A 20,019-nucleotide genomic window follows, 5' to 3' on the forward strand; every position below is an offset into this window, starting at 1 on the left:
GGGTGACCGGTAGATCGCCGCCGGGGCCGGCAGGTCCCGAGCCCGGAGCCGTTCCCGGCCCGGCAGGCAGAACCAAGCCTGCCGGGCCGGCGGCCTCCCGAATCCGGCCCGCGAGGTCAGGCCCGGGGTTCGAGTACGCCGAGACCGCTGACGTCGACCACGGGACCGTTCTTCCGCATCCGCTCGGCAACCTGATGCCACCGGCCGGCCTGTCGGGTGCAGATCCCCAGGGCCTCGTCACCGCGCAGCGGCTCGCCCCGGTAGTCCATTCCGGACAGCCGGCGTCGGGCCCGCAGGCTGCCGTCCCCGGCGTGCTCGGCGACGGTCTGGTAGATCGCGTTGAGCTTCCGGTCGACCAGCGCGATGTTCAGCCGGGCCAGGCGTTCTACGTTCTCCTCGGGGCGGGTGCCGTCGCCGACCAGTCGGTCGGCACCGGAGAGCACCAGGTCGTCGAAGCGTGGGATCTCCGGCGGGAACCGGGCCTCGGCGATCCGGATCGGATCGACCGCCCGGCGCAGCAGCCGGATGAACTCGGCACGGTCCCGCCAGTAGCGCGCGTGGTCCAGGGCGATCAGGCAGAGCGTGTCCCAGGTTTCGGCGTCCAGGTCGAGCCAGTGGATCAGCTGGTGCGGATCGGCGGTCTGCGGCGGCAGCGCCCGGTCGTGCCAGGTCTGTTCGAGGAGTACGGCACCCTGGCAGACCAACTCCTGCGCGTACGCCGACATCCGTAGGTTGATCACCTTGTCGGGACGGGGGAAGACGAGATTCAGGCTCGGATACACCTCCTCCTCGAAGTAGCCGAAATCCTGTAACCGGCGCAACGGCGCCAGATCCGGCTCGCTGCTCAGGATCCACCGGCGTAAACGGTCCGCCGCGACTCCGCTCTCGGTGCAGGCCAGCGCGGCGCGGAGTTGCTCGACCGCCTTCTCCACCAGCGGCGCGACCGGCGGTGGCAGCGGATGCGGGCTCGGTTCCGGATCCGCCGGCCCGATCGATCCGGCTGCCGGAGCAGGCCGGCTGCCGCCGTCGCCGTCGCCGGAGGTCGGGGCCGGCCGGGTGCCACCGTCGGGCGGCGAAGCCGGACGGCGGTGCCAGCGGGGCGGGTGGGCCAGCGGCAGTGCGTCCGCGATCAGCCGTCGGCCCCGCCAGAGCGCGCGGGCGGCCGGGGAGAGGTGGGCCGGCGGCCGCCGTTCCGGCTCGGGAAAATACCCCTTGAGCGCGAAGCCGTAGGTGCAGGCCGCGTTGTAGAAGTCGAACGACCGGGGCGGATGCGCGGGCCACCGTCGGCGCTGCGCCCGCCGGATGGCCCGATCCAGCAGTACGCCGCCGGACGGCCACTCCCGCATCAGGCTGGCGGCTCGGCTCCGGGGACCGCGTCGCCACCAACCGGCCAAGGTGCCCCCGACCTCGAACGGTCCCAGCGGCCCGGTCCGGAGCGGTCGCCAGCCGACAGCCGCCCAGTCGTGCCACGCCTTCGCCAGCCGCAACGGCGCCCAGACGTCGCGGAGCAGCAGCAGCGCCGAGTGGGTCACCTCGGAGCGGGTGCCCCGGACGAACCAGGCGAGCACGGTGTCCTCCCGGAGCCGGTACAACTCGTGCGTGGCGGCGATCTGGAACACCACCGTGGTCGCCTCCGGGAACTCCCGCAGCACCCGGCGCAGCCACTCCTTCGCGGCCGGTTCAGCGGGTACGTCGGCGAAGGTCACCACCACCGGCCAGTACCGGTCCACGAACGCTTTCTCCAGGCGCTGCCGCATCTGTCGCCGTACCTTCTCCCGGTTGCCGACGCCGTCCTGCTTGAACCACTGGTGCACGGTCCGTTCGGTGTAGGCGAGCGTGCAGGCGTACTGGTAGCGGAGTTTGATCGAGTCGGGTCGACGGCGCAGGTAGCGCAGCGTGCCGAGTACGTGCCGGGGCAGGTCCCGGAGCCGATCGGTCCGGGTGGTCCAGACGTGGTCGTCGTACCAGCCGCCCTGCTCGCGCAGCACCAGCGCCGACTGGTACGTGTCGAGGGCGTCCAGGAAGAGTCCCATCTCCTCCTGCACACTGGCGACCATCATCCGCAGGTCGGCGTTGAACGGGTCGAGCCGCAACGCCTCGCCGTAGTACCGGAGCGCCTCGTCGAACTGCCGGTGGTCCTGCAACTCCTTGCCCTTGTTGTACGCGGCGAACAGCTCCGCCGGCAGTTCCCGACCGCACCAGTTTCGCCACGGGGCGGCCCGGCCGAGCCGGGTCACCGGCAGGATCGTCGCCAGCACCCAGTACGCGGTACGTCGGGTCGCCTCCTCCCAGGTGCTGCCCCACTGGGTGGTCATCGCGCTCCGGCCGCCGCGCAGGAACGAGGTGACGGTGGCGGACACCCCGTAACAGGGCTCCTGGGCCCGGACCTGCAACACCCCGGTCACCCGGTAGCCGATCCTCGGCCAGAGCCGGGGCAGCATCTGGAGGATCATCGCGAGCGGGTTGGTGGTCTTCGGGTCCACCCCGCTGGCCACGTCGAGGAAGCTCTCCGGCGGCGGGTCGGCCGGCCCGGCGTACGGCGGGTAGATGTGCGTGTCGGAGAGCCGTTGGCAGAACTGGCTCTTCAGGTCGTCCACCGGCGCGTTGTGCTCGGCGGTGGCGTCGGTGAACTCGTGCACGTCCACCGGACCGGGCCGGTACGCGAGCCGGACCCGACGGTGGTGTCGCCACGCGGCGAAGCAGACCAGGGCGAGGAGAAGCAGGCCGAGCCGCTGCCGGGCCGGATGCGCCCCGTCGCCGCCGACCGCGATGGCGAGCCCGTCCAGGGGAGCGAGCAGCCAACTGTCGGGGCGGCCCATCCGCAGGTACGCGCGTCCCGCCCAGGTCAACGCGGCGAGCAGCCCGAGGGTGGCGACGATCTTGATCAGCAGCGCCCGACCGGGCCGGGGTACCGGCAGCGCGGCGGGCGCGGCCCGGGATTCTCTACCGATCCGCCGGGGTGTTGGCTGTTCCCACTGCTCGGAGCGTTGGATACCGTGCGATGTTCTTCTGGCTCGATGAGGCATCTCGGCCACCGAGGGGTCGGCTCGGTCCCTCCTGTAACGGAAACCCGCACCTCCAGGCTAGGGATCGTGATATCGCCATGGTCCGAAATGCCGGTTCTCACCCGTTCCATTGGTCTACTGCCGCCCCACTGGTCCCGGTGACCGCCTCCCTCCCCCGAGGGAGCGCGACCGGTCGCCTGGGGGATTCCCGGCCGGCCGACGTCGAGCAGGCTGGTCGCATGACCGAGCGGAGCGAGGGCATCGGCCAGCCCAGTCGACATGTCATGGCGACGACGGGCGCAGCGAGGAGACGACATGACCGGGAAGAGGCGCGGGATCGACGCACCGGCGCGGCGGGCCGGGGGGCTGCCGCGCCGGGCCGGTACCGACCGGGACCGTGCCGGCTGGCCGACGTACGCGCTCCTGGTCTGGGCGGTCGGATACGGGGGGCTGCGGGTGCACTGGGCGCTGGGCGGCGCTCCGGAGTTTCCGCCGCTGGGTTCCGATCTCTACCCGCTCACCGGCTGGGGCACCGTCGTCCCGGTCGGCGCGGCGGCGGTGCTGGCGGTCGCGCTCGCCCGGGTGGACCGCTGGCACTGGCCGCTGGCCCTGGCGAGCTGGGCGGGCAGCGCGACGCTCGTACTGCTCTGCCCGCTGTTGCTGCTGGACGTGGTCGGCCTGACCATTCCGGGGCTGGGCCTGCCGCGCGATCCGGCCGGGATCCTGGGCCGGGTCGGCGCGCTGACCGGTGGACTGCTGCTCGCGGCGGCGGCACGGGCCTACTGGCGGCGCTGCCGGGACGATCGGCCGGCGCTGCGCTGGATCGCGGCGCTGGTCGAGTCCTGCGCCGGCACCGGTACGCCCCGCTGGGCCCGGATCGCGGGGTACCTGGCGGTGACCGGCTGCCTGGTCCGGCTGGCCGCCCAGTACGCCGTCGGGATGGCGGCCACCCCGTTTCCGGCCGGGCCGTCCGTGATCGTCTTCGAGGTTGGCTTCCTACTCGCCGGAGTACTGCTGCCGCTGGCCCTGGTGCATCCCTGGGGGCGGGTGTTCCCACGCTGGGTGCCGCTGCTCGCCGGCCGGCGGGTGCCCCGTTGGCTGCTGCTCGGGCCCGGATTCGGACTCGGCCTCGGGTTGACCGTCTACTTCGGAGTCGGTACCGGGCAACTGGCCGTCGAGACGGTCACCGGGAGCTGGGACCCGGGCGACGGGACGTACCCGCTGTGGTTCTTCTGGGTCGCGATGCCGGCGTACCTGCTCTGGGGGTTGGGGCTCACCGCCGCGAGCGTCGCCTACCGGTGGGGCACCGCCGGTGCCGATGGCCGGACCTGTGACACCGGCGGCCTTGCCGACGTCGGTCAATCTCGGTAGACAGGGCCGGACGTCTGTCCGGCCGGACAGACCGGATGGCGGGGAGAGCGGGATGGCCTTGCACAGGGCCGGAATCGGCGTGCTGCTCGCGGTGGCCGGCAGCGCGGCGCTGGCGGTGGTCCAGGTCGTCGTCGCGGACTCCGCCGGGGTGCTGGAACTGGATGGCGAGTTCGTGGCCGGCAACGAGCGGGTGGGCGGGGTGCCGGTCACCCTGGTCGGCTGGTTCCTGGCCATGGCGGTGCCGCTCGCGGTCACGGCGGCCGGGCACGGATTGACCCGGGTGGCCCGGCTGAGCACCGTTCCCGCCGCCGCCGTGGGGGCGCTCGCCGTTCTGCCGATCGTGTACGACCGCAGCGGCGAGCAGCTCCGGGACGCCGCACTCTGGACCGGAGTCAGGGGCATCGCGCTCGGCGCCGCCGTCGGATGTGCCGTGGCGGTGCTGCCGGCCGTTGGCCGTGGACTGGTCGGCTACGCGATCCTGCTCTGGACGGCCGTACTGGGGTTCGGGCTGTTCGTCCCGCGTACCGTGGTCTACGCCGGCATCGTGGAGCCGCTGGGTCTGGAACCCCTACGCGAGCTGCGCGGGACCCTGAGCCGGCTGGGCATGCCCGACCTGGGGTCGTTGGACTACCACTTCACCTCGGTGCTGCCGGTCGCGCTCGCCGTCATCGTCCTGAGTGGGGTGCTCGGCGTGCTGGTCGTCCGGCGTACCGGATCGGTGTGGGTGGCCGTCGCGGCGGCCGCCGTCGGTCCGGTGCTGGCGGCGGCCAGCTACCACCTCGACCGGGACCAGTTGACCCTGTGGAACGAGGACGCCGCGATCATGGCGCATCTGCTCGCCGTGTTCGCCGGGCTGTTGGCCCTGCTGACCGCGGCCATCGCCGGAAGGTCGGCCCGACCCGCACGATGACATCCGGCCGATGCGGCGGGCCGGCCTCCGGCGGCAGCTGTGCTGGCCCGTTCGGGGAGTTTCCGCCGGCCGGACGCGACGCCCGATCAGACTCGCGGATTCGCCGGGAACTGGGCGAACCGGCGGTAGCCGTCGAAAGCGTCGTACAGAATCGGTAGTGTCCGGCCCTCGCCGACGTACCCGAGCGCGGTGCAGGGCGGGCACTCGTGGTCATCGAGCCGGATCGTGCCCGCCACGGACAGAAAGGTGGACCCATGCCCGAGCCGCAGTCCGGGCCGGAGATCATCCGTCGCTACTTCGCGCTCGCCTCCCAGCCGGACAAGGACGCCTACTTCGCGCTCTTCGCGGGCGACGCCGTCGTCGAGGACGAGGGGAAGACGTACGTCGGCATCGACGCGATCCGTGCCTGGCGTGCCGACGTACCGCTGGTCAGCTACGACATCACCGATGTCGAGGAGACTCCGGCCGGAACGGTGGTGACCGTCACCATCACCGGTGACTTCCCCGGCAGCCCGTTCGCCGGCCTGAAGTTCCGGTTCGAGGAGTACGACGACAGCCGGATCAGGAGACTGCGCATCGCGCCATGATCGTGCGATTGTCGTCGTACTCCTCGAATTCCGGTCAGGCGTCCTCGCGTAGCGCGGTCCGGCCCTGGCGGGGGATCGACTGCGCCCCGGCGACCGCGGCGGCGAAGTCGTCGACGGTCCGCCAGACCGGCGGATCGATCCAGTAGCCGGAGTGCCGGGCGGCGCCGGGCGCCGGCTGGCCGTGGATGTACCAGTTGCTGACCGGGTCCGGCAGTTCCTGGTCCACCCCGGACGGGTCACCGGCGGCGAAGACCCGGCCGCCGATGTAGTCGGTCCGGTAGTAGAAGTTGCGCCAACCGAGCAGCCCCGCACCCCCGTCGCCCGAGCTGAGCCGGCGCAGCACCCGCTCGCCGAAGTACGCCGGGAAGGCCCAGCCGTACAGGGTGGTCAGCGGTGAGCCGAAGGTGACCAGGGCGACCACGTCGTCGTCCGGCCGGTTCTCCGGTTGGAGCAGGGCGGCGGCGGCCAGCACCGTGCCCTGGCTGTGCGCGGCGAGCACCACCCGCCCGCCGTTGTCGTGCACCCGCCACAGCCGTTGCTGCAACTCGGGTACCGCCCGTTCGGCGTACGACGGCGGGGCCAGCGGATGGTACGCACGCGGCCAGAACGTGAGTACGTCCCACAGCACGCCGATCCGGCGTCGGCTGTGCAGGTCCCGCCAGCCCCGCCGCAGCACCAGGATGATCACGATTGGGATGCTGGCGGCGAGGTAACTGCCCAGGGTGAGGGTCCACTGTGTGCCCCAGGGCAGCTTGTCGTAGACCCAGTACCGCACCTGGATCACGGCCAGCACGATCGTGCCGGTCACGGCCATCGCGGTGAGCAGCTTGTCGAGGTCGCGGGGGATCCGGGCGAGCCGGCGGGCCCGGGCGATCCGCGCCTCCCAACCCTCACCGCGCATGGTCCGCCACAGCCGGGCGAGGCGTTGCCGTTCGACCCGTTCGTCGGCGAGTGTGCTCCGCTGCCAGCGTGGCTCGGCGTCGGGCCGGGACACGTGCTCGCGGTACCAGGCCCGGATCCGCGCCTGCTCGCCCCGGTTCGCCCCGGCCCGCCAGTAGTTGACCAGCTCGTACCCGACGAAGAGCAGGATCAGCGCCAGCGGCAGCAGCGTCAGGTAGTGCACCAGCTTTCCGATGATCGGGTGGACGTAGAGCTCGATCCGACCGGTCGGTCCGGCGGGCAGGTGGGCCCGGGTCGACACCTCGGCGGTCACCGCGGCCACCCGGGTCATCATGCTGAGCAGTACCGCGTTCAGCGCGAACACGCTGAGCGCGAGTGCGACGAAGGGACCGAAGACCACGAACGTCCCGCGCTGCCAACCGCCCGGCACCGAGGCCGCCAGAACCAGCAGCAGGGCGAGGAAGACGCCGCCGAGGGTCAGGCTGGCCACCGTGTGTATGCCGGGCAGGTAGCCGAACGGCTGCGCGTACGCCGGCTGCACCGCCGCGTACCAGCCGGCGCCGCAGACGGCCGTGCCGCCCAGCCCGAGCAGTACGGCCGGGACGACCGCCGGGCGGTGCTCGACGGCGACGGCGGCCAGCGCGGCGAGCAGCACCAGTGCGCCGAGTCCCAGGGTGACCCGGCCCAGCGTACCGGCCACGACCGGCGCCCCGGCCGCCTGACCCGTGGCCCCCGCGGTGTGGGTGAGGACGAGCGCGACGAAGGCCAGCCCGGCGGCGATGTGCAGATGACCCAGGTCCAGGGCGCTGCGTTGGCCGTCCCAGAACGTCGGGTCGGCCAGGCCCACCCCGGACCGGGCGGCGCTGCCGGTCCGGCGTTCCGGCCCGGCGGTCGCCCCGGCCCCCGGCGGACGGGGCCGGGTCGCCTCGTACCGGTGGATGCTGCGCAGCGACAGGATCGACAGCAGGATCACCACGGCGAGCGGCAGGAGCGCGCCGGCCAGGAGTCGTCGGGCGGGGTGCCCGGCGAGCAGCGAACCGTGCAGCAGGCGTACCGGCCAGGCGTCGTCGGCACACTGCGGTTGCCCGCCGCACTGGTAACCGAGCAGTTCCATCCCGGTCATCGCGACGACGAGCAGGAGGTTGAGGGTGAGGCCGAGCGCGGCCCAGCGCATCGCCGCGCGGTGCAGCCGGAACAGTGCCGGCCGGTCGTGGGTACGCGGGCTGCACATCCAACCCGCCACGTTCGCCAGCGCGAACGGGAAGAGCAGCAGCCACAGCACCCGGGCACCGCTGCGCGAGGTCAACCCACCCCAGGAGTACGCCTCGACGTGCCGCCCCCGTACGTCCGAGGTCCGGTAGAAGCCGGCGATCCGGTCGCCGGAGACGTGTTGTGGTGCCGCGTCGCCGAGCAGGTTCTCCGGGGTGGTGCCGCCCACCCCGTGCAGCCGGAGTTCGGTCACCCCGGTGAGGTCGGCGACCGGCGGGACCAGCCCGGACGGGCGGGGCACGGGGGAGGTGTCGTAGCGCTGCAGCGGCATGGCGTACTTCCCTGGTGGCGACGGGGTCCGCGGCAGCTGGCGTCCGGGCGTCGGCCGGGCTGTCCGGCGTACGTCCGGCCCCGGAACGTGATCGGGTCGGGTCGGGTCGGGTCTAACGCTGCTCTCGGTAGCGCGACGGCGCAGTCAGATCTAGGACAGCGGGCCTGGCCAATGCCCCTCTGAGCAGGTAATTCGTGCTCGCCAGGCAATCATGCGCGGCGGTCGGCCACCGGCACCACGTTCGGGACGCGGGCAGGAGGTCGGATGCCGCACAGCGCGGCGGTACCCGAAAGGATCGATCCAGATGGTCATCGATCATTGCGCACCGGTTACCGATGGATGACGATTGATGCCCGGGGGATCTTTCCCAAGGAGGCATCATGGCGGAAGCAACTCAAGTCCCGGATGTCCACTCCTACCCGCTTGGTACCAGCCGTCCGCCGCTCGCCGTCGCCGACCTTCCCGAACCCGAGGAGGTCTTCAAGGTACGTCGACTCGGCCCACGGGAGCTGTTCAAGTACGCACTCGGCCCCAGCCTGATCGCGCTCGGCATCTCGATCGGCAGCGGCGAGTGGTTGCTCGGCCCACAGGCGGTCGGCCAGTTCGGATTCGTCGGCGTCGGCTGGGTCATCCTGATCTCGGCGGTGCTACAGACCTTCTACAACGTCGAGTGTTCCCGGTACGTGATAGCGACCGGGGAGGCCCCGGTGGTCGGCTGGGGCCGGGTGCCGCCGGGCTACCTGCTCTGGGTACCGGTGTCGGTGTTTCTGGTGATCTTCGCGTTCATCGCCGGGGGATGGGCGGCCTCGGCCGGCCAGGGGGTGTACGCGCTGATCCACGGCGAGGTCGCCCCCTCCGGAGCGGAGGAACCCCGCCTCTGGGCGATCGCCCTGCTGGTGCTGGTCTTCCTGATCGCCGCCGGGGCGAAACGGATCAGCCGGACCCTCGAACTCGCCAACTGGGTGATGGTCGGCACGATCCTCGTCGTACTCCTCGTGGTGGCCGTCCTGGTGGTGCCGTGGGACATCTGGTGGGAGGGCATCCGGGGCTTCGTCACCCCGGCCGCACCGCCGGAGGGGATCACCGCCACCCAGCTCGGCGGGCTCGCCGGATTCACCGCCCTCGCCTCCGGCCTGAACTGGTACGTGATGGGCCACTACCGGGACAAGGGCTACGGGATGGGCCACCGGACCGGCTACATCTCGGGGCTGCGCGGCGAGCGGCAGGAACTGCTCGCCAACGGGGTCACCTTCCCGGACACTCCCGCCAACGCGGCCCGGTGGAAGCGGTGGTACCGGCTGCTGCTCATCGACATGTGGGGGATCTTCTTCGTCGGCGCGATGCTCGGCATGCTGCTGCCCACCATCCTGATGGCGCACGCGGTGCAGGTCTCCGGCACGGTGCCGACGGCGGCGGCCGTACCGACCTTCGTGGCCACCGCGCTCGAACCCGAGTACGGGCCGCTGATGTTCTACGGCATGCTGCTGGTCGGTGTGCTGATCCTGTTCAGCACCCAGCTCGGCATCTTCGAGGGCATGGTCCGGGTCAGCACCGACGCGGCGCACGGGACCAGTCCCCGGCTGCGGCGGATGCTCGAGGGTGACCCGCGCAAGTTCTACTACCCGTTCATGCTGGTGCTGTTGGTGATCATCGCGGTGGTGCTGCACCTGGCGGTGCCGGTCAACCTGGTCCAGTGGTCGGCGAACATGTCGAACCTGGGCGCGCTGTTCTACCCGTTCCTGCTGATCTACCTGAACCGCCGGCTTCCCCGGCCGGCCCGGCCCCGCCCCTGGCACTACGTACTCCTCGTCGCCAACGTCCTCTTCTTCGGCTTCTTCTTCGTCAACTTCGTCGCCGACCTGATCGGTGACCCCCTAATCACCTTCTGAGGATGCAAGGAAGGGCCCCTTCTTATCGCTTTTTGTATAAGAAGGGGCCCTTCCTAACCGTCGGCGCGACCCGGTGACCCAGGCCTGCGCCGCCGGAATGGGCGTGACCGGGAGGCGGGGCCGGCCGTAGGTTGGGTGGGGACATCCGATGGGGGAGGTTGGCATGACGACGTCGACGGAGCAGGTGGAGATCACGTCTGCGGCCGAGTTGCGCGAGCTGCTCGGCGAGCCGAAGGCCAATGCGGTGACCAAGGAACGGGTACGGCTGCACGAGCTCGACCGCGAGTGGCTGGCCGCCTCGCCGTTCTGCCTGGTGGCGACGGCCGATGCGAACGGCAACTGCGACGTGTCGCCCAAGGGTGACCCGGCCGGCTTCACCCTGGTGCTGGACGACACCACCATCGCCATCCCGGAACGCCCCGGCAACCGACGCGCCGACGGATTCCTCAACGTGCTCGAGAACCCGCACGTCGGCCTGGTCTACCTGATTCCGGGGCGGGGCGAGACGTTGCGGATCAACGGCCGGGCCCGGCTGGTCCGGGAGGCGCCGTTCTTCGACCAGCTGGTGGTCAAGGGGCATCGGCCGGTGCTGGCGTTGGTCGTCGAGATCGAACAGATCTTCTTCCACTGCGCGAAGGCGTTCATGCGCTCCGGGCTGTGGCGGCCGGAGACCTGGGACCCGGAGGTGCTGCCGCCGCACCCGCAGATCATCAAGCGCGTCCAGCAGATCGAGGAGACCCTGGAGCAGCTGGAGACCTACTACGGCCCCCAGTACGCCAAGGGCCTGTACGCCAGCTGACCGACCGGGGTGGCGACGCCGCGCCGACGGGTCCGCCGGTCAGGAGAGCAGACGGTCGGCGGGTCCGCCGGTCAGGAGAGCAGACGGTCGACGGAGAGCCGCCGGATCGACGCGTCGAGCACCTGTGCGGTGTGCGCCAGGGCGATCCCACCGGATCCGGCGGGTCGGGGCTCGGTGCTGCCGCCGAGCCGGGGGATGGCGGCGGCGATCTGCATCAGGCAGCCCGGGTTCGCGGTCACCAGCAGCTGCGCGCCGGTGCCGAGTACGTCCCGGGCCTTCCGCTCGCCGAGTCGGGCCGCCGGCTCCGGGTTGAGTACGTTCCACACCCCGGCCGAGCCACAGCAGAGTTCCGGATCGGCGATCTCCCGCAGTTCCAGTTCCGGGATGGCCCGCAGGAGTTCCCGGGGCTGGGTACGGATCCCCTGGGCGTGCCCGAGATGGCAGGCGTCGTGATAGGCGACGCTGACCGGCAGTGGGTGCCGCCGGGCCACGGGGCCGAGTTCGACCAGGAGTTCGGAGAGGTCGCGTACCCGGGCGGCGAAGGCGGCGGCCCGCTCGGCGTACCGGGGGTCGTCGCGGAGCAGTTCGCCGTACTCCTTGAGTGAGGAGCCGCAGCCGGCGGCGTTGACCACGAAGTAGTCGATGCCGGTGTCGGTGAAGGCGTCGAGAAGGTCGCGGGCGAACCCCTGGGCCTCCTGCTCGCGTCCAGTGTGCACACTCAGCGCGCCGCAGCAGCCCTGCCGACCCGGGTTGATCACCACCTCGCAGCCCTCGGCGGCGAGGACCCGGGCGGTCGCCGCGTTCACGCCGGGGAAGAAGGCGCTCTGCACGCAACCGGTGAGCATCCCGACCACCGCCCGGCGTGGCCCGTACGCGGGTACCCGGTCCGGTGGCTTCGGCGCCCGGGTCAGCCGGGGAGCCAGCGATTCGAGGGTGGCCAGGGTGGGCGCGAGCCGGGGCAGCAGCCCGGTCCGGGCGACCAGCCGACGCAGCCCGCTGGCCTGGTACGCCCGCAGCGGCCCGCGAAGCAGCCGGAGTCGTTTCGGGTACGGGAAGAGTGCGAAGATCGCGGCCCGCAGTGCCCGTTCCCGGGCGGGCCGGGTGTGTCGCCGTTCGACCTGCTGCCGGGTGTTCTCGATCAGGCTGTCGTACCGCACCCCGGACGGGCAGGTGGTGACGCAGGCCATGCAGCCCAGGCAGGCGTCGAAGTGCCCGACCATCGAGTCGCTGAGCGGCTCGCCCTCCAGGCCCTGCCGCATCAGATGGATCCGCCCCCGTGGCGAGTCCATCTCCTCGCCCCACAGCACGTACGTGGGGCAGGTCGGCAGGCAGAAGCCGCAGTGCACGCAGTCGGCGACCAGGTCGGCCGATGGCGGCCGGTGCTCGTCGAAGGCCGGTCCACCGGCGGCCGGCGCGAGCAGGCCGAGCACGTCCCGGGGAGCGCTGGCCGGCCGGGTCCCGCCCGGCGACGCCGGTCCGGGCGCGGCGGACCCGGGCGCGGCTGGTCCTGGTGTGGCGGGTCCGGGCGTGGCGGGTCCAGGTGCGGCTGGTCCGGGTGCGGCGGACCCGGGCGCGGCTGGTTCTGGTGTGGCGGGTCCGGGTGGGCGGGAATCGGGTGACGTCATCAGAGTCCTCCCACGAAGCGTCCGGGCGCGAGCCGCGCGTCGGGATCGAACCGGGCCTTGACCCGGCGCATCAACTCCAGCCCCTCCACCGGGCCCCACAGGTCGACTCGGTCGCGTACCGGGGGCGGTGCGGTCAGCACCACCGCGTGCCCGCCGACCTCGTGGGCCGCACCGCGCAACTCCTCGACGATCCGGGCCACCCGGTCCGGGTCGGCCGCCGCCGCCATCCCGGCGTAGAGCACTCCGGTGCCGGCCGAGCCGCGTACGTCGACCCGGGTGTCGTGCCGGTCGCCGGCCGCCCGGGTCGCGGCCAGCAGATCGGGTACCCCGGACAGCACACCGGTGAGCTTGACCCCGGTGTCGCCGGCCCGCCACGGGTACGTCGCCCACCAGGAGGGCGCCCGTTCGCTGAGTACCGTGTCGTCGCGCAGGAGCCGTCGGGCTGCCTCGGCCCGACCGGCGACCCCGGCCGGGGTGCCCTCCAGCAGCAGCACCACCTCGTATCCGCCGTCGGCCGGTGCCGCGATCTCCAGCGCGCTCGGCACCAGTTGTGCCCGCAGCACGGTGGCGACGAGCCGGCCCACCCGCCCGATCCCGTCGACCCCGACCTGCGGTACCCGGCACCCGACGTACGCCCGGGCGGTCGGCACCGGGTGCAGCCGGAACGCGCACTCGGTGATCAGCCCCAGCGTGCCGTACGCCCCGGTCACGAGCTTGCCGAGGTCGTAGCCGGCAACGTTCTTCACCACCTTGCCCCCGGCGTGCGCGACCACACCGTCGGCGCGCACGATCGTGACCCCGATGAGCAGATCCCGGACGGTGCCGTAGAGCATCCGGCGCGGTCCGCTGGCGTTCACCGAGACCGCCCCGCCGACCGTGGCGCCCGGCAGCGGGTCGTCCAGCGCGAGTTGCTGTCCGGCCGGGGCGAGCACGTCCCGCAGTTCGTCCAGCCGGGTACCGGCCCGGACCACCACGATGAGGTCACCGGCGGCGTGCTCGACCACCCCGCTGAGCCGTCCGGTCTCCAGGATCAGGTCGAGGGCACGGGGTGGGGCGCCCCAGTCGAGCCGGGTACCCGAGCCCCGGGCGACCACGCTGAGCCGGAGTTCGGCGGCGGCCCGCAGCAGCGCCGCCGCCTGCTCGGTCGAGCCGGGAGTGGCGACGAGCCGGGCCGGTACGCCACCGACCACGTCCCCCGGCCCCGCCGGTCGGACCACCTCGCCGCCCTCCCCGCCGGCGGCCTGTCGGGGCAGCGCGCCGACGGCGGCCGGTCCGGGTACCGCTCCGCCGCCGGCGGCCGGTCCGGGTACCGCGCCGCCGGCCGCGGCCCGGAGCGCGTCGAGTTGCGTCGTCGTCGTGTCGAGCTGGGGCATGGCTCAGAACACCTCCGCGAGACCGGCCTCCTGGAGCGGATGGGCACCCTTGTGCCGGCCGGGCACCTCGCCGCAGAGCCGGGGAGTGGGGAAGATCTTTCCGGGGTTGGCCAACGCCCGCGGGTCGAAGGCGCACCGGAGCAGTTGCATGGTGTCCAGGTCGTCGTCGGTGTACATCCGGGGCAGGTACTTCGCCTTGTCCATCCCGACGCCGTGTTCCCCGGTGATCGAGCCGCCGTACGCGACGCAGAGGTCGAGGATCGCGCCGGAGAGTTCCTCGGCCCGCTCCGCCTGTCCCTCGATCGCGTCGTCGAAGAGGACCAGCGGGTGCAGGTTGCCGTCCCCGGCGTGGAACACGTTCGCCACCCGGACGCCGCGCTCGGCGGCGAGCTCACCGATCCGCCGCAGCACCTCGGGCAGCGCGGTCCGGGGGATCACCCCGTCCTGGACGATGTAGTCCGGGCTGATCCGGCCCACCGCCGCGAACGCCGACTTGCGGCCCTTCCAGAACAGGGCCCGCTCGGCGTCGTCGGCCGCGATCCGGATCTCGAACGCGGCGTTGTCCCGGCAGAGCCGCTCCACCTCGGCGAACTGGGCGTCGACCTCGGCGGTCGGGCCGTCCAGTTCGACGATCAGCACCGCACCGGCGCCGTCCGGGTAGCCGCAGTGCACCGCCGCCTCGGCCGCCTCGATGGCGAGCGCGTCCATCATCTCCACCGCCGCCGGCACCACCCCGGCGGCGATGATCGCCGAGGTCGCCGCGCCGGCCGCGTCCGTGCCGGGGAAGGCGGCGAGCAGCGTACGCACCGACTCCGGCGCCCGGACCAGCCGTACGGTGACCTCGGTGGCGATCCCGAGGGTGCCCTCCGAGCCGACGAAGGCGCCGACCAGGTCGTACCCGGGACTGTCCGGCGCCCAACCACCGAGCCGGACCAGGTCGCCGTCCGGGGTGACCACCTGGAGCCCGAGGACGTGGTTGGTGGTGAAGCCGTACTTGAGGCAGTGGGCCCCGCCGGAGTTCTCCGCCACGTTGCCGCCGATCGAGCAGATCTGCTGGCTCGACGGGTCCGGCGCGTAGTAGTAGCCGTGCGGGGCGGCGGCCCGGGTCACCGCCAGGTTGATCACCCCGGGCTCGACCACGGCCCGCTCGTCGTCCGGGGCGAGTTCCGTGATGGCGCGCAGCCGCGAGGTGACGATCAGGACGCCGTCGGCGTGCGGCAGCGCGCCGCCGGAGAGCCCGGTGCCGGAGCCCCGGGCCACGAACGGCACGTTCTCGGCGACGCAGGCCCGGACGACCAGCGCGCACTCCTGCGCGGTGTGGGGCAGCACCACCAGGGCCGGTACGACCCGGTACTGGGCCAGTCCGTCGCACTCGTAGGTGCGGAGCCGGGCCCGGTCGTCGATCACCTGCTCCGCGGCGAGCGCGGCGCGCAGCACGCCGGCCAGTCTTCCGATCTCGACTTCGGACACCGTCGACCTCCGGGCATGCTCAGCGCGTCGGCTCGGCGCCTCGGGGTCGGCGCCTTCTCCGGTGCGCGTCGGGTTTCAGGGCAAGGCTCAGGGCATCCGTTCGTAGGCGGGCAGGGTGAGGAAGTCGACGAAGTCGTCCGCCACGGCGACCTCCATGAACAGGCCGCGGGCCTCGGCGTACCGGCCGGGGTCGTCGCCGAGCTTGCCGATCTCCTCGTCGGCGATCCGCTCGACCAGTTCCCGGGTGACCGGCACACCGGTGTCGAGGGTGATGTCGTTGTGCAGCCACTGCCAGACCTGGGACCGGGAGATCTCGGCGGTGGCGGCGTCCTCCATCAGGTTGAACACCGCGACCGCGCCCGATCCACGCAACCAGCTCTCCAGGTACTGGATGCCGACGCTGACGTCGTTGCGCAGGCCGGCCTCGGTGGGCCGACCGGGGGTACCGGCGACGTCGAGCAACTGGGCCGCACTGACCTGCACCTCCGGGCGGGTCCGGTCGAGCTGGTTCGGCCGGTCGCCGAGCACACCGTCGAAGACCTCCCGGCAGATCGGCACCAGGTCCGGATGCGCGACCCAGGAGCCGTCGAAGCCGTCGCCCGCCTCCCGGGTCTTGTCGTCCCGGACCTTGGCCAGCGCGGTCTCGTTCACCGCCGGGTCGCGCCGGCTGGGAATGAACGCCGCCATTCCGCCGATCGCGTGCGCCCCGCGCCGGTGACAGGTCCGGACCAGCAACTCGGTGTACGCCCGCATGAACGGCGCGGTCATCGTCACCGCGTTGCGGTCGGGCAGCATGAAGTCCGTACCCCGGGTCCGGAACTTCTTGGTCACGCTGAACATGTAGTCCCAGCGGCCGGCGTTCAGCCCGGCGGAGTGCTCGCGCAGCTCGTAGAGGATCTCGTCCATCTCGAAGGCGGCCGGAAAGGTCTCGATCAGCACGGTGGCCCGGATCGTGCCGCGCGGAATGTCCAGCCAGTCCTGGGCGAAGCCGAAGACGTCGTTCCAGAGCCGCGCCTCCAGGTGGCTCTCCAGCTTCGGCAGGTAGAAGTACGGGCCCGCGCCGGCCGCCAACTGCGGCCGGGCACAGTGGAAGAAGTAGAGCCCGAAGTCGACCAGGCTGCCGGAGCTGCGTTCGCCGTCGACCAGGATGTGCTTCTCGGTCAGATGCCAGCCGCGCGGCCGGACCACGATCGTCGCCAGCTCGCCGTCATGCAGCCGGTACTGCCGGCCGTCCGGCGAGTGGAACTCCAGCTTGCCGGCGATCGCGTCCCGGAGGTTGAGCTGGCCTTCGACGACGTTGCGCCAGAGCGGGGTGTTGGCGTCCTCGTGGTCGGCGAGCCAGACCTTCGCACCGGAGTTGAGTGCGTTGATGGTCATCTTCGCGTCGGTCGGGCCGGTGATCTCGACCCGCCGGTCGACCAGCCCGGGCGCCGGATCGGCAACCCGCCAGTCCCCGTCCCGGACCGCCGCCGTCTCGGGCAGGAAGTCCAGGCTGCCACCGGCCGCCAGCTCCGCCTCCCGCTCGGTACGCCGAGCCAGCAGCTCGCGGCGGCGACCGTCGAACGACCGATGCAGCGCGGCGAGGAACTCCAACGCCTCCGGAGTGAGCACCTCGTCGTAACGGTCGCCCATCGGCCCGCTGACCTGGACCCCTTCCGGCAGACTCATCGCCGCGCTCCTCACCCTGTTAGCTGATCTCCGTCACCAGCCTACGGCCGCCCCCCACCGCACTGCACTGCAAGGAAGGGCCCCTTCTTATCGTTTTTTGTAGATGAAGGGGCCCTTCCTAACATCTTGTTCAGCGGATCGCGCCGCCGTTGGCCCGGCAGGTGTCCCGGACGTGCCAGAAGTTGCTCAGGTAGTCGTCGTGGATGCCCCGGCCCATGATCCGCAACATTGCCTCGTCGGCTTGCCGCAGCGCCGACATGTTGTAGTTGTGGCTGCCGGTGAAGACCCGGGGCACGATGTCGTCGTCGTACGCGCCGTCGATCAGCATGTACTTCGAGTGGGTCCGGATGTCCCTACCCGGAGCGACGTTGAAGTTGCACTTGGTCACCTGGACGTTGCTGCCCAGCGCGTTGAGTACACCGGCGTTGGCCTCGCTGTAGACGACGTCGACCCAGCAGCCGGCGTTGCGGAGCGCGGTGAGCTTCTTCGCGATCTCCGGCCGGTTGAACGAGAACATGTTGACCCGTACGTCGGTCTGCCGGGTGGTGCCGGCGTCGTCGTACGAGCAGGACCGCACCGAGTCCAGCACGCTGACGATGGTGTCGCTGGCGGCGTCGTGGATCGTCGTACCGGAGCGCTCCCGCCGGGGGAAGAAGTACGCCCGGTACGTCGTGCCGGTCGGGGTCCCCCAGTAGTAGTTGTTGTCGCCCGCCGAGCTGTAGCGGTGGGAGCGCAGGTCCGCGAAGTACGTCCGGTAGGCCTGGTACGTGGTGGCGTCGCTGAACGTCACCGCGTTGTTGTACGCCTCGTTCGCGTCCCACCAGCCCAGGTTCGCCGACCCCTGAAAGACCACATTCGACACCGTCGACCCGTTGTTGAGCACGATGCTCGACGCGGTCAGGAACTTGTTGTGGTTGTACGCGGTGACCGAGGAGTCGGTGTAGTCGATGGTCCGGGTACCGATGCAGCCGCGATCCTGGCTGGGAAACTTGTCGGCGCAGTGCACGACGTACGACCCGGCGGTGTCGTTCGCGCCGAGCACCGGCAACAGCCGCTGGTACGGCCGCTGGGTCACCTGCTCGTGGTCGAGAATGATCTTGACGCGTACCCCCCGCTGGTACGCGTTCAGCAGTCGGGCGGGGAGATCGGGAGTGGTGGCCGAGTCGGTGACGTCGGTGACGCCGAACCCGAACCAGGACATCTGGATCTCGCCACCGGCTGGTACCCGGTCGATGATCCGGGCGAGCTGGATGAAGATCGTGTTTTGTTCGGCGGCCGAGCCGGTGGGCTGGTTGAAGACCGCGTCGTTGAGGGTCGGATCCGGCTCCGCCGCGCTCGCCGGGCCGGCGGCCAGGGTCGGCGAGCCGAGCGTGCCGAGGGCGACGATGAAGACGAGTGCCGAGCGAGCCGCCAATCTTGGCGAAAATCTACCTATCCGCATGGGTAGATGATTCCATCGACGTCCGTCGGGATCCAGCCCATCGACGCGGCCCTTTACCCGTCGGTTGAGACAGCGTGCGTCGGCGGGGGACTGTGACCGACGAGACGGCCGGAGTCGGGACGGAACGGCGGCCGGGCGTGGTTGCCCGGGAGGTGAGCGGACGGGACGTCGACGTAATGGTGATCGGTGCCGGTCAGGCCGGGCTCTCGGCCGGCTACTTCCTCCAGCGGGCCGGTTTCGCGCCGGAGACGGGCTATCTGCTGCTGGACGCCGGCGGCGGGCCGGGTGGGGCCTGGCGGGACCGCTGGCCGACGCTGCGGCTGGGCGGCGTCCACGGCATCCACGACCTGCCCGGCCTGGCCCTCGGCGAGCCCGACCCGGACCGTCCGGCCGCCGAGGTGGTCGCCGACTACTTCGGGGCGTACGAGCGGAAGTTCGACCTTCCGGTGCGCCGCCCGGTGAACGTGATCGAGGTGCGGGACCGGGCCGACGGCCGGCTGACCGTACGCACCGATGCCGGCGAGTGGACCGCGCGGGCCCTGATCAACGCGACCGGAACGTGGCGGCACCCGTTCTGGCCGTACTACCCGGGGCAGTGGTCGTTCGCGGGGCGGCAACTGCACACCGCCGACTACCGGGGCCCGGCGGAGTTCGCCGGCCGGCGGGTGGTGGTGGTCGGCGGTGGCACCTCCGCCGTGCAACTGCTGGACGAGATCGCCGAGGTGGCCGAGGCGACCCGGTGGGTCACCCGGCGTCCGCCGGTCTTCAACGACGGTGACTTCACCGAGGAACGCGGTCGGGCCGCGGTGGCCCGGGTCGACGAGACCGTACGCGCCGGTCGTCCTCCGTCGAGCGTCGTCGGCGTGACGGGTCTGGTGTGGACTCCGCAGACCCGCCGGATGGAGGCCGCCGGGCTGCTGAACCGGCTGCCGATGTTCGCCCGGATCACACCGGGGGGCGTCGTCTGGCCGGACGGCAGCAGCTTCGACGCCGACGTGATCTTCTGGTGCACCGGCTTCCGCGCCGTGCTGGACCACCTCGCGCCGCTGAAGCTGCGGGCGCCCGGTGGCGGGATCCTGATGGACGGCACCCGGGTGGTCACCGACGACCGGGTACACCTGATCGGGTACGGGCCCTCGGCCAGCACGATCGGCGCGAACCGGGCCGGCCGGGACGCCGTACGGGAAATCCGGCGACTGCTCGACGCCGCGCCGGCGACACTCGGCTGACCAGCGCGAACGTCCGGCAACCGGCCCTTAACACGGCACGCAAAACGGCTCACCGGATTTGACGAATCGGGCTGGAAGCGGCAACGTAGGGCAAGTACGGCCTGTTGCCATAGCCGATAGTTCGAGAGCGACGAACATCCGCCGTACCCAGGCGTCAGCCCGGTCCCGCGTGAGCGTGGGTAGACCGAATGGGCTGGCTACATGTCCGATGG

General features: G+C 71.7%; 14 protein-coding genes. 6 read left to right on the top strand and 8 right to left on the bottom strand.

Going from position 1 to position 20,019, the window contains the following annotated elements; all coding sequences use genetic code 11:
- Positions 1-116 precede the first annotated feature (116 nt).
- Entirely contained in the window at positions 117-3,026 is a 2,910-nt protein-coding gene (locus H4W31_RS15185) for a tetratricopeptide repeat protein (RefSeq protein WP_192767251.1), read from the bottom strand.
- A gap of 294 nt (positions 3,027-3,320) precedes the next feature.
- Here H4W31_RS15185 and H4W31_RS15190 point away from each other — a divergent pair, with 294 nt between their 5' ends.
- Together H4W31_RS15190 and H4W31_RS15195 are read left to right on the top strand one after the other, a co-directional pair.
- Positions 3,321-4,376 carry a hypothetical protein gene (locus H4W31_RS15190; protein ID WP_192767252.1) on the top strand — a complete coding sequence of 352 codons (1,056 nt, stop codon included), beginning with the start codon at positions 3,321-3,323 and terminating at the stop codon, positions 4,374-4,376.
- Between the two features lie 52 nt (positions 4,377-4,428).
- A complete protein-coding gene (locus H4W31_RS15195; protein ID WP_192767253.1) occupies positions 4,429-5,286 on the top strand; it encodes a hypothetical protein in 858 nt (285 codons plus the stop codon).
- Between the two features lie 86 nt (positions 5,287-5,372).
- Here the strand turns inward: H4W31_RS15195 and H4W31_RS15200 are convergent, their stop codons facing one another.
- Positions 5,373-5,522, bottom strand: a complete 150-nt coding sequence (locus tag H4W31_RS15200; RefSeq protein ID WP_192767254.1) for a hypothetical protein — start codon at positions 5,520-5,522, stop codon at positions 5,373-5,375.
- A gap of 18 nt (positions 5,523-5,540) precedes the next feature.
- Here H4W31_RS15200 and H4W31_RS15205 point away from each other — a divergent pair, with 18 nt between their 5' ends.
- The gene (locus tag H4W31_RS15205; RefSeq protein ID WP_192767255.1) at positions 5,541-5,873 is read left to right on the top strand and encodes a nuclear transport factor 2 family protein; all 333 of its coding nucleotides are present in this window, start codon (positions 5,541-5,543) and stop codon (positions 5,871-5,873) included.
- A 34-nt stretch (positions 5,874-5,907) separates the two neighbouring features.
- On the opposite strand, the gene H4W31_RS15210 is transcribed toward H4W31_RS15205, so the two are convergent.
- Positions 5,908-8,313 carry a hypothetical protein gene (locus H4W31_RS15210; RefSeq protein ID WP_192767256.1) on the bottom strand — a complete coding sequence of 802 codons (2,406 nt, stop codon included), beginning with the start codon at positions 8,311-8,313 and terminating at the stop codon, positions 5,908-5,910.
- Between the two features lie 380 nt (positions 8,314-8,693).
- Between H4W31_RS15210 and H4W31_RS15215 the strand changes: the two genes are divergently transcribed.
- Complete coding sequence (locus tag H4W31_RS15215) at positions 8,694-10,202, top strand: Nramp family divalent metal transporter (RefSeq protein WP_192767257.1); 1,509 nt, start codon at positions 8,694-8,696, stop codon at positions 10,200-10,202.
- A 163-nt stretch (positions 10,203-10,365) separates the two neighbouring features.
- Complete coding sequence (locus H4W31_RS15220) at positions 10,366-11,001, top strand: pyridoxamine 5'-phosphate oxidase family protein (RefSeq protein ID WP_192767258.1); 636 nt, start codon at positions 10,366-10,368, stop codon at positions 10,999-11,001.
- 71 nt (positions 11,002-11,072) lie between these two features.
- On the opposite strand, the gene H4W31_RS15225 is transcribed toward H4W31_RS15220, so the two are convergent.
- The 5 genes from H4W31_RS15225 to H4W31_RS15245 all read right to left on the bottom strand — a co-directional run bounded on the left by H4W31_RS15225 (position 11,073) and on the right by H4W31_RS15245 (position 18,551).
- Complete coding sequence (locus H4W31_RS15225; protein WP_318783212.1) at positions 11,073-12,431, bottom strand: (Fe-S)-binding protein; 1,359 nt, start codon at positions 12,429-12,431, stop codon at positions 11,073-11,075.
- A gap of 194 nt (positions 12,432-12,625) precedes the next feature.
- A complete protein-coding gene (locus tag H4W31_RS15230) occupies positions 12,626-13,999 on the bottom strand; it encodes an FAD-binding oxidoreductase (protein WP_192767259.1) in 1,374 nt (457 codons plus the stop codon).
- A gap of 3 nt (positions 14,000-14,002) precedes the next feature.
- The gene (locus H4W31_RS15235; RefSeq protein WP_192767260.1) at positions 14,003-15,469 is read right to left on the bottom strand and encodes an FAD-linked oxidase C-terminal domain-containing protein; all 1,467 of its coding nucleotides are present in this window, start codon (positions 15,467-15,469) and stop codon (positions 14,003-14,005) included.
- A gap of 87 nt (positions 15,470-15,556) precedes the next feature.
- On the bottom strand, positions 15,557-17,137 hold the full coding sequence (aceB, locus tag H4W31_RS15240) for a malate synthase A (RefSeq protein WP_192767261.1): 1,581 nt from the start codon (positions 17,135-17,137) through the stop codon (positions 15,557-15,559).
- 130 nt (positions 17,138-17,267) lie between these two features.
- Complete coding sequence (locus H4W31_RS15245) at positions 17,268-18,551, bottom strand: phospholipase D-like domain-containing protein (RefSeq protein ID WP_225945538.1); 1,284 nt, start codon at positions 18,549-18,551, stop codon at positions 17,268-17,270.
- 119 nt (positions 18,552-18,670) lie between these two features.
- On the opposite strand from H4W31_RS15245, the gene H4W31_RS15250 reads away from it, so the two are divergent.
- Complete coding sequence (locus H4W31_RS15250) at positions 18,671-19,807, top strand: NAD(P)-binding domain-containing protein (protein WP_318783213.1); 1,137 nt, start codon at positions 18,671-18,673, stop codon at positions 19,805-19,807.
- The last annotated feature ends 212 nt before the right edge of the window (positions 19,808-20,019 follow it).

The organism is Plantactinospora soyae (assembly GCF_014874095.1).
GTDB classification, from domain to species: domain Bacteria; phylum Actinomycetota; class Actinomycetes; order Mycobacteriales; family Micromonosporaceae; genus Plantactinospora; species Plantactinospora soyae.

What these genes read in the sequence shown, in the direction of transcription:
- H4W31_RS15185 (WP_192767251.1), bottom strand. Translation starts at nt 3,026, where the DNA reads ATGCCTCATCGAGCCAGAAGAACATCGCACGGTATCCAACGCTCCGAG.
- aceB (WP_192767261.1), bottom strand. Translation starts at nt 17,137, where the DNA reads ATGAGTCTGCCGGAAGGGGTCCAGGTCAGCGGGCCGATGGGCGACCGT.
- H4W31_RS15210 (WP_192767256.1), bottom strand. Translation starts at nt 8,313, where the DNA reads ATGCCGCTGCAGCGCTACGACACCTCCCCCGTGCCCCGCCCGTCCGGG.
- H4W31_RS15205 (WP_192767255.1), top strand. Translation starts at nt 5,541, where the DNA reads ATGCCCGAGCCGCAGTCCGGGCCGGAGATCATCCGTCGCTACTTCGCG.
- H4W31_RS15230 (WP_192767259.1), bottom strand. Translation starts at nt 13,999, where the DNA reads ATGCCCCAGCTCGACACGACGACGACGCAACTCGACGCGCTCCGGGCC.
- H4W31_RS15190 (WP_192767252.1), top strand. Translation starts at nt 3,321, where the DNA reads ATGACCGGGAAGAGGCGCGGGATCGACGCACCGGCGCGGCGGGCCGGG.
- H4W31_RS15220 (WP_192767258.1), top strand. Translation starts at nt 10,366, where the DNA reads ATGACGACGTCGACGGAGCAGGTGGAGATCACGTCTGCGGCCGAGTTG.
- H4W31_RS15195 (WP_192767253.1), top strand. Translation starts at nt 4,429, where the DNA reads ATGGCCTTGCACAGGGCCGGAATCGGCGTGCTGCTCGCGGTGGCCGGC.
- H4W31_RS15215 (WP_192767257.1), top strand. Translation starts at nt 8,694, where the DNA reads ATGGCGGAAGCAACTCAAGTCCCGGATGTCCACTCCTACCCGCTTGGT.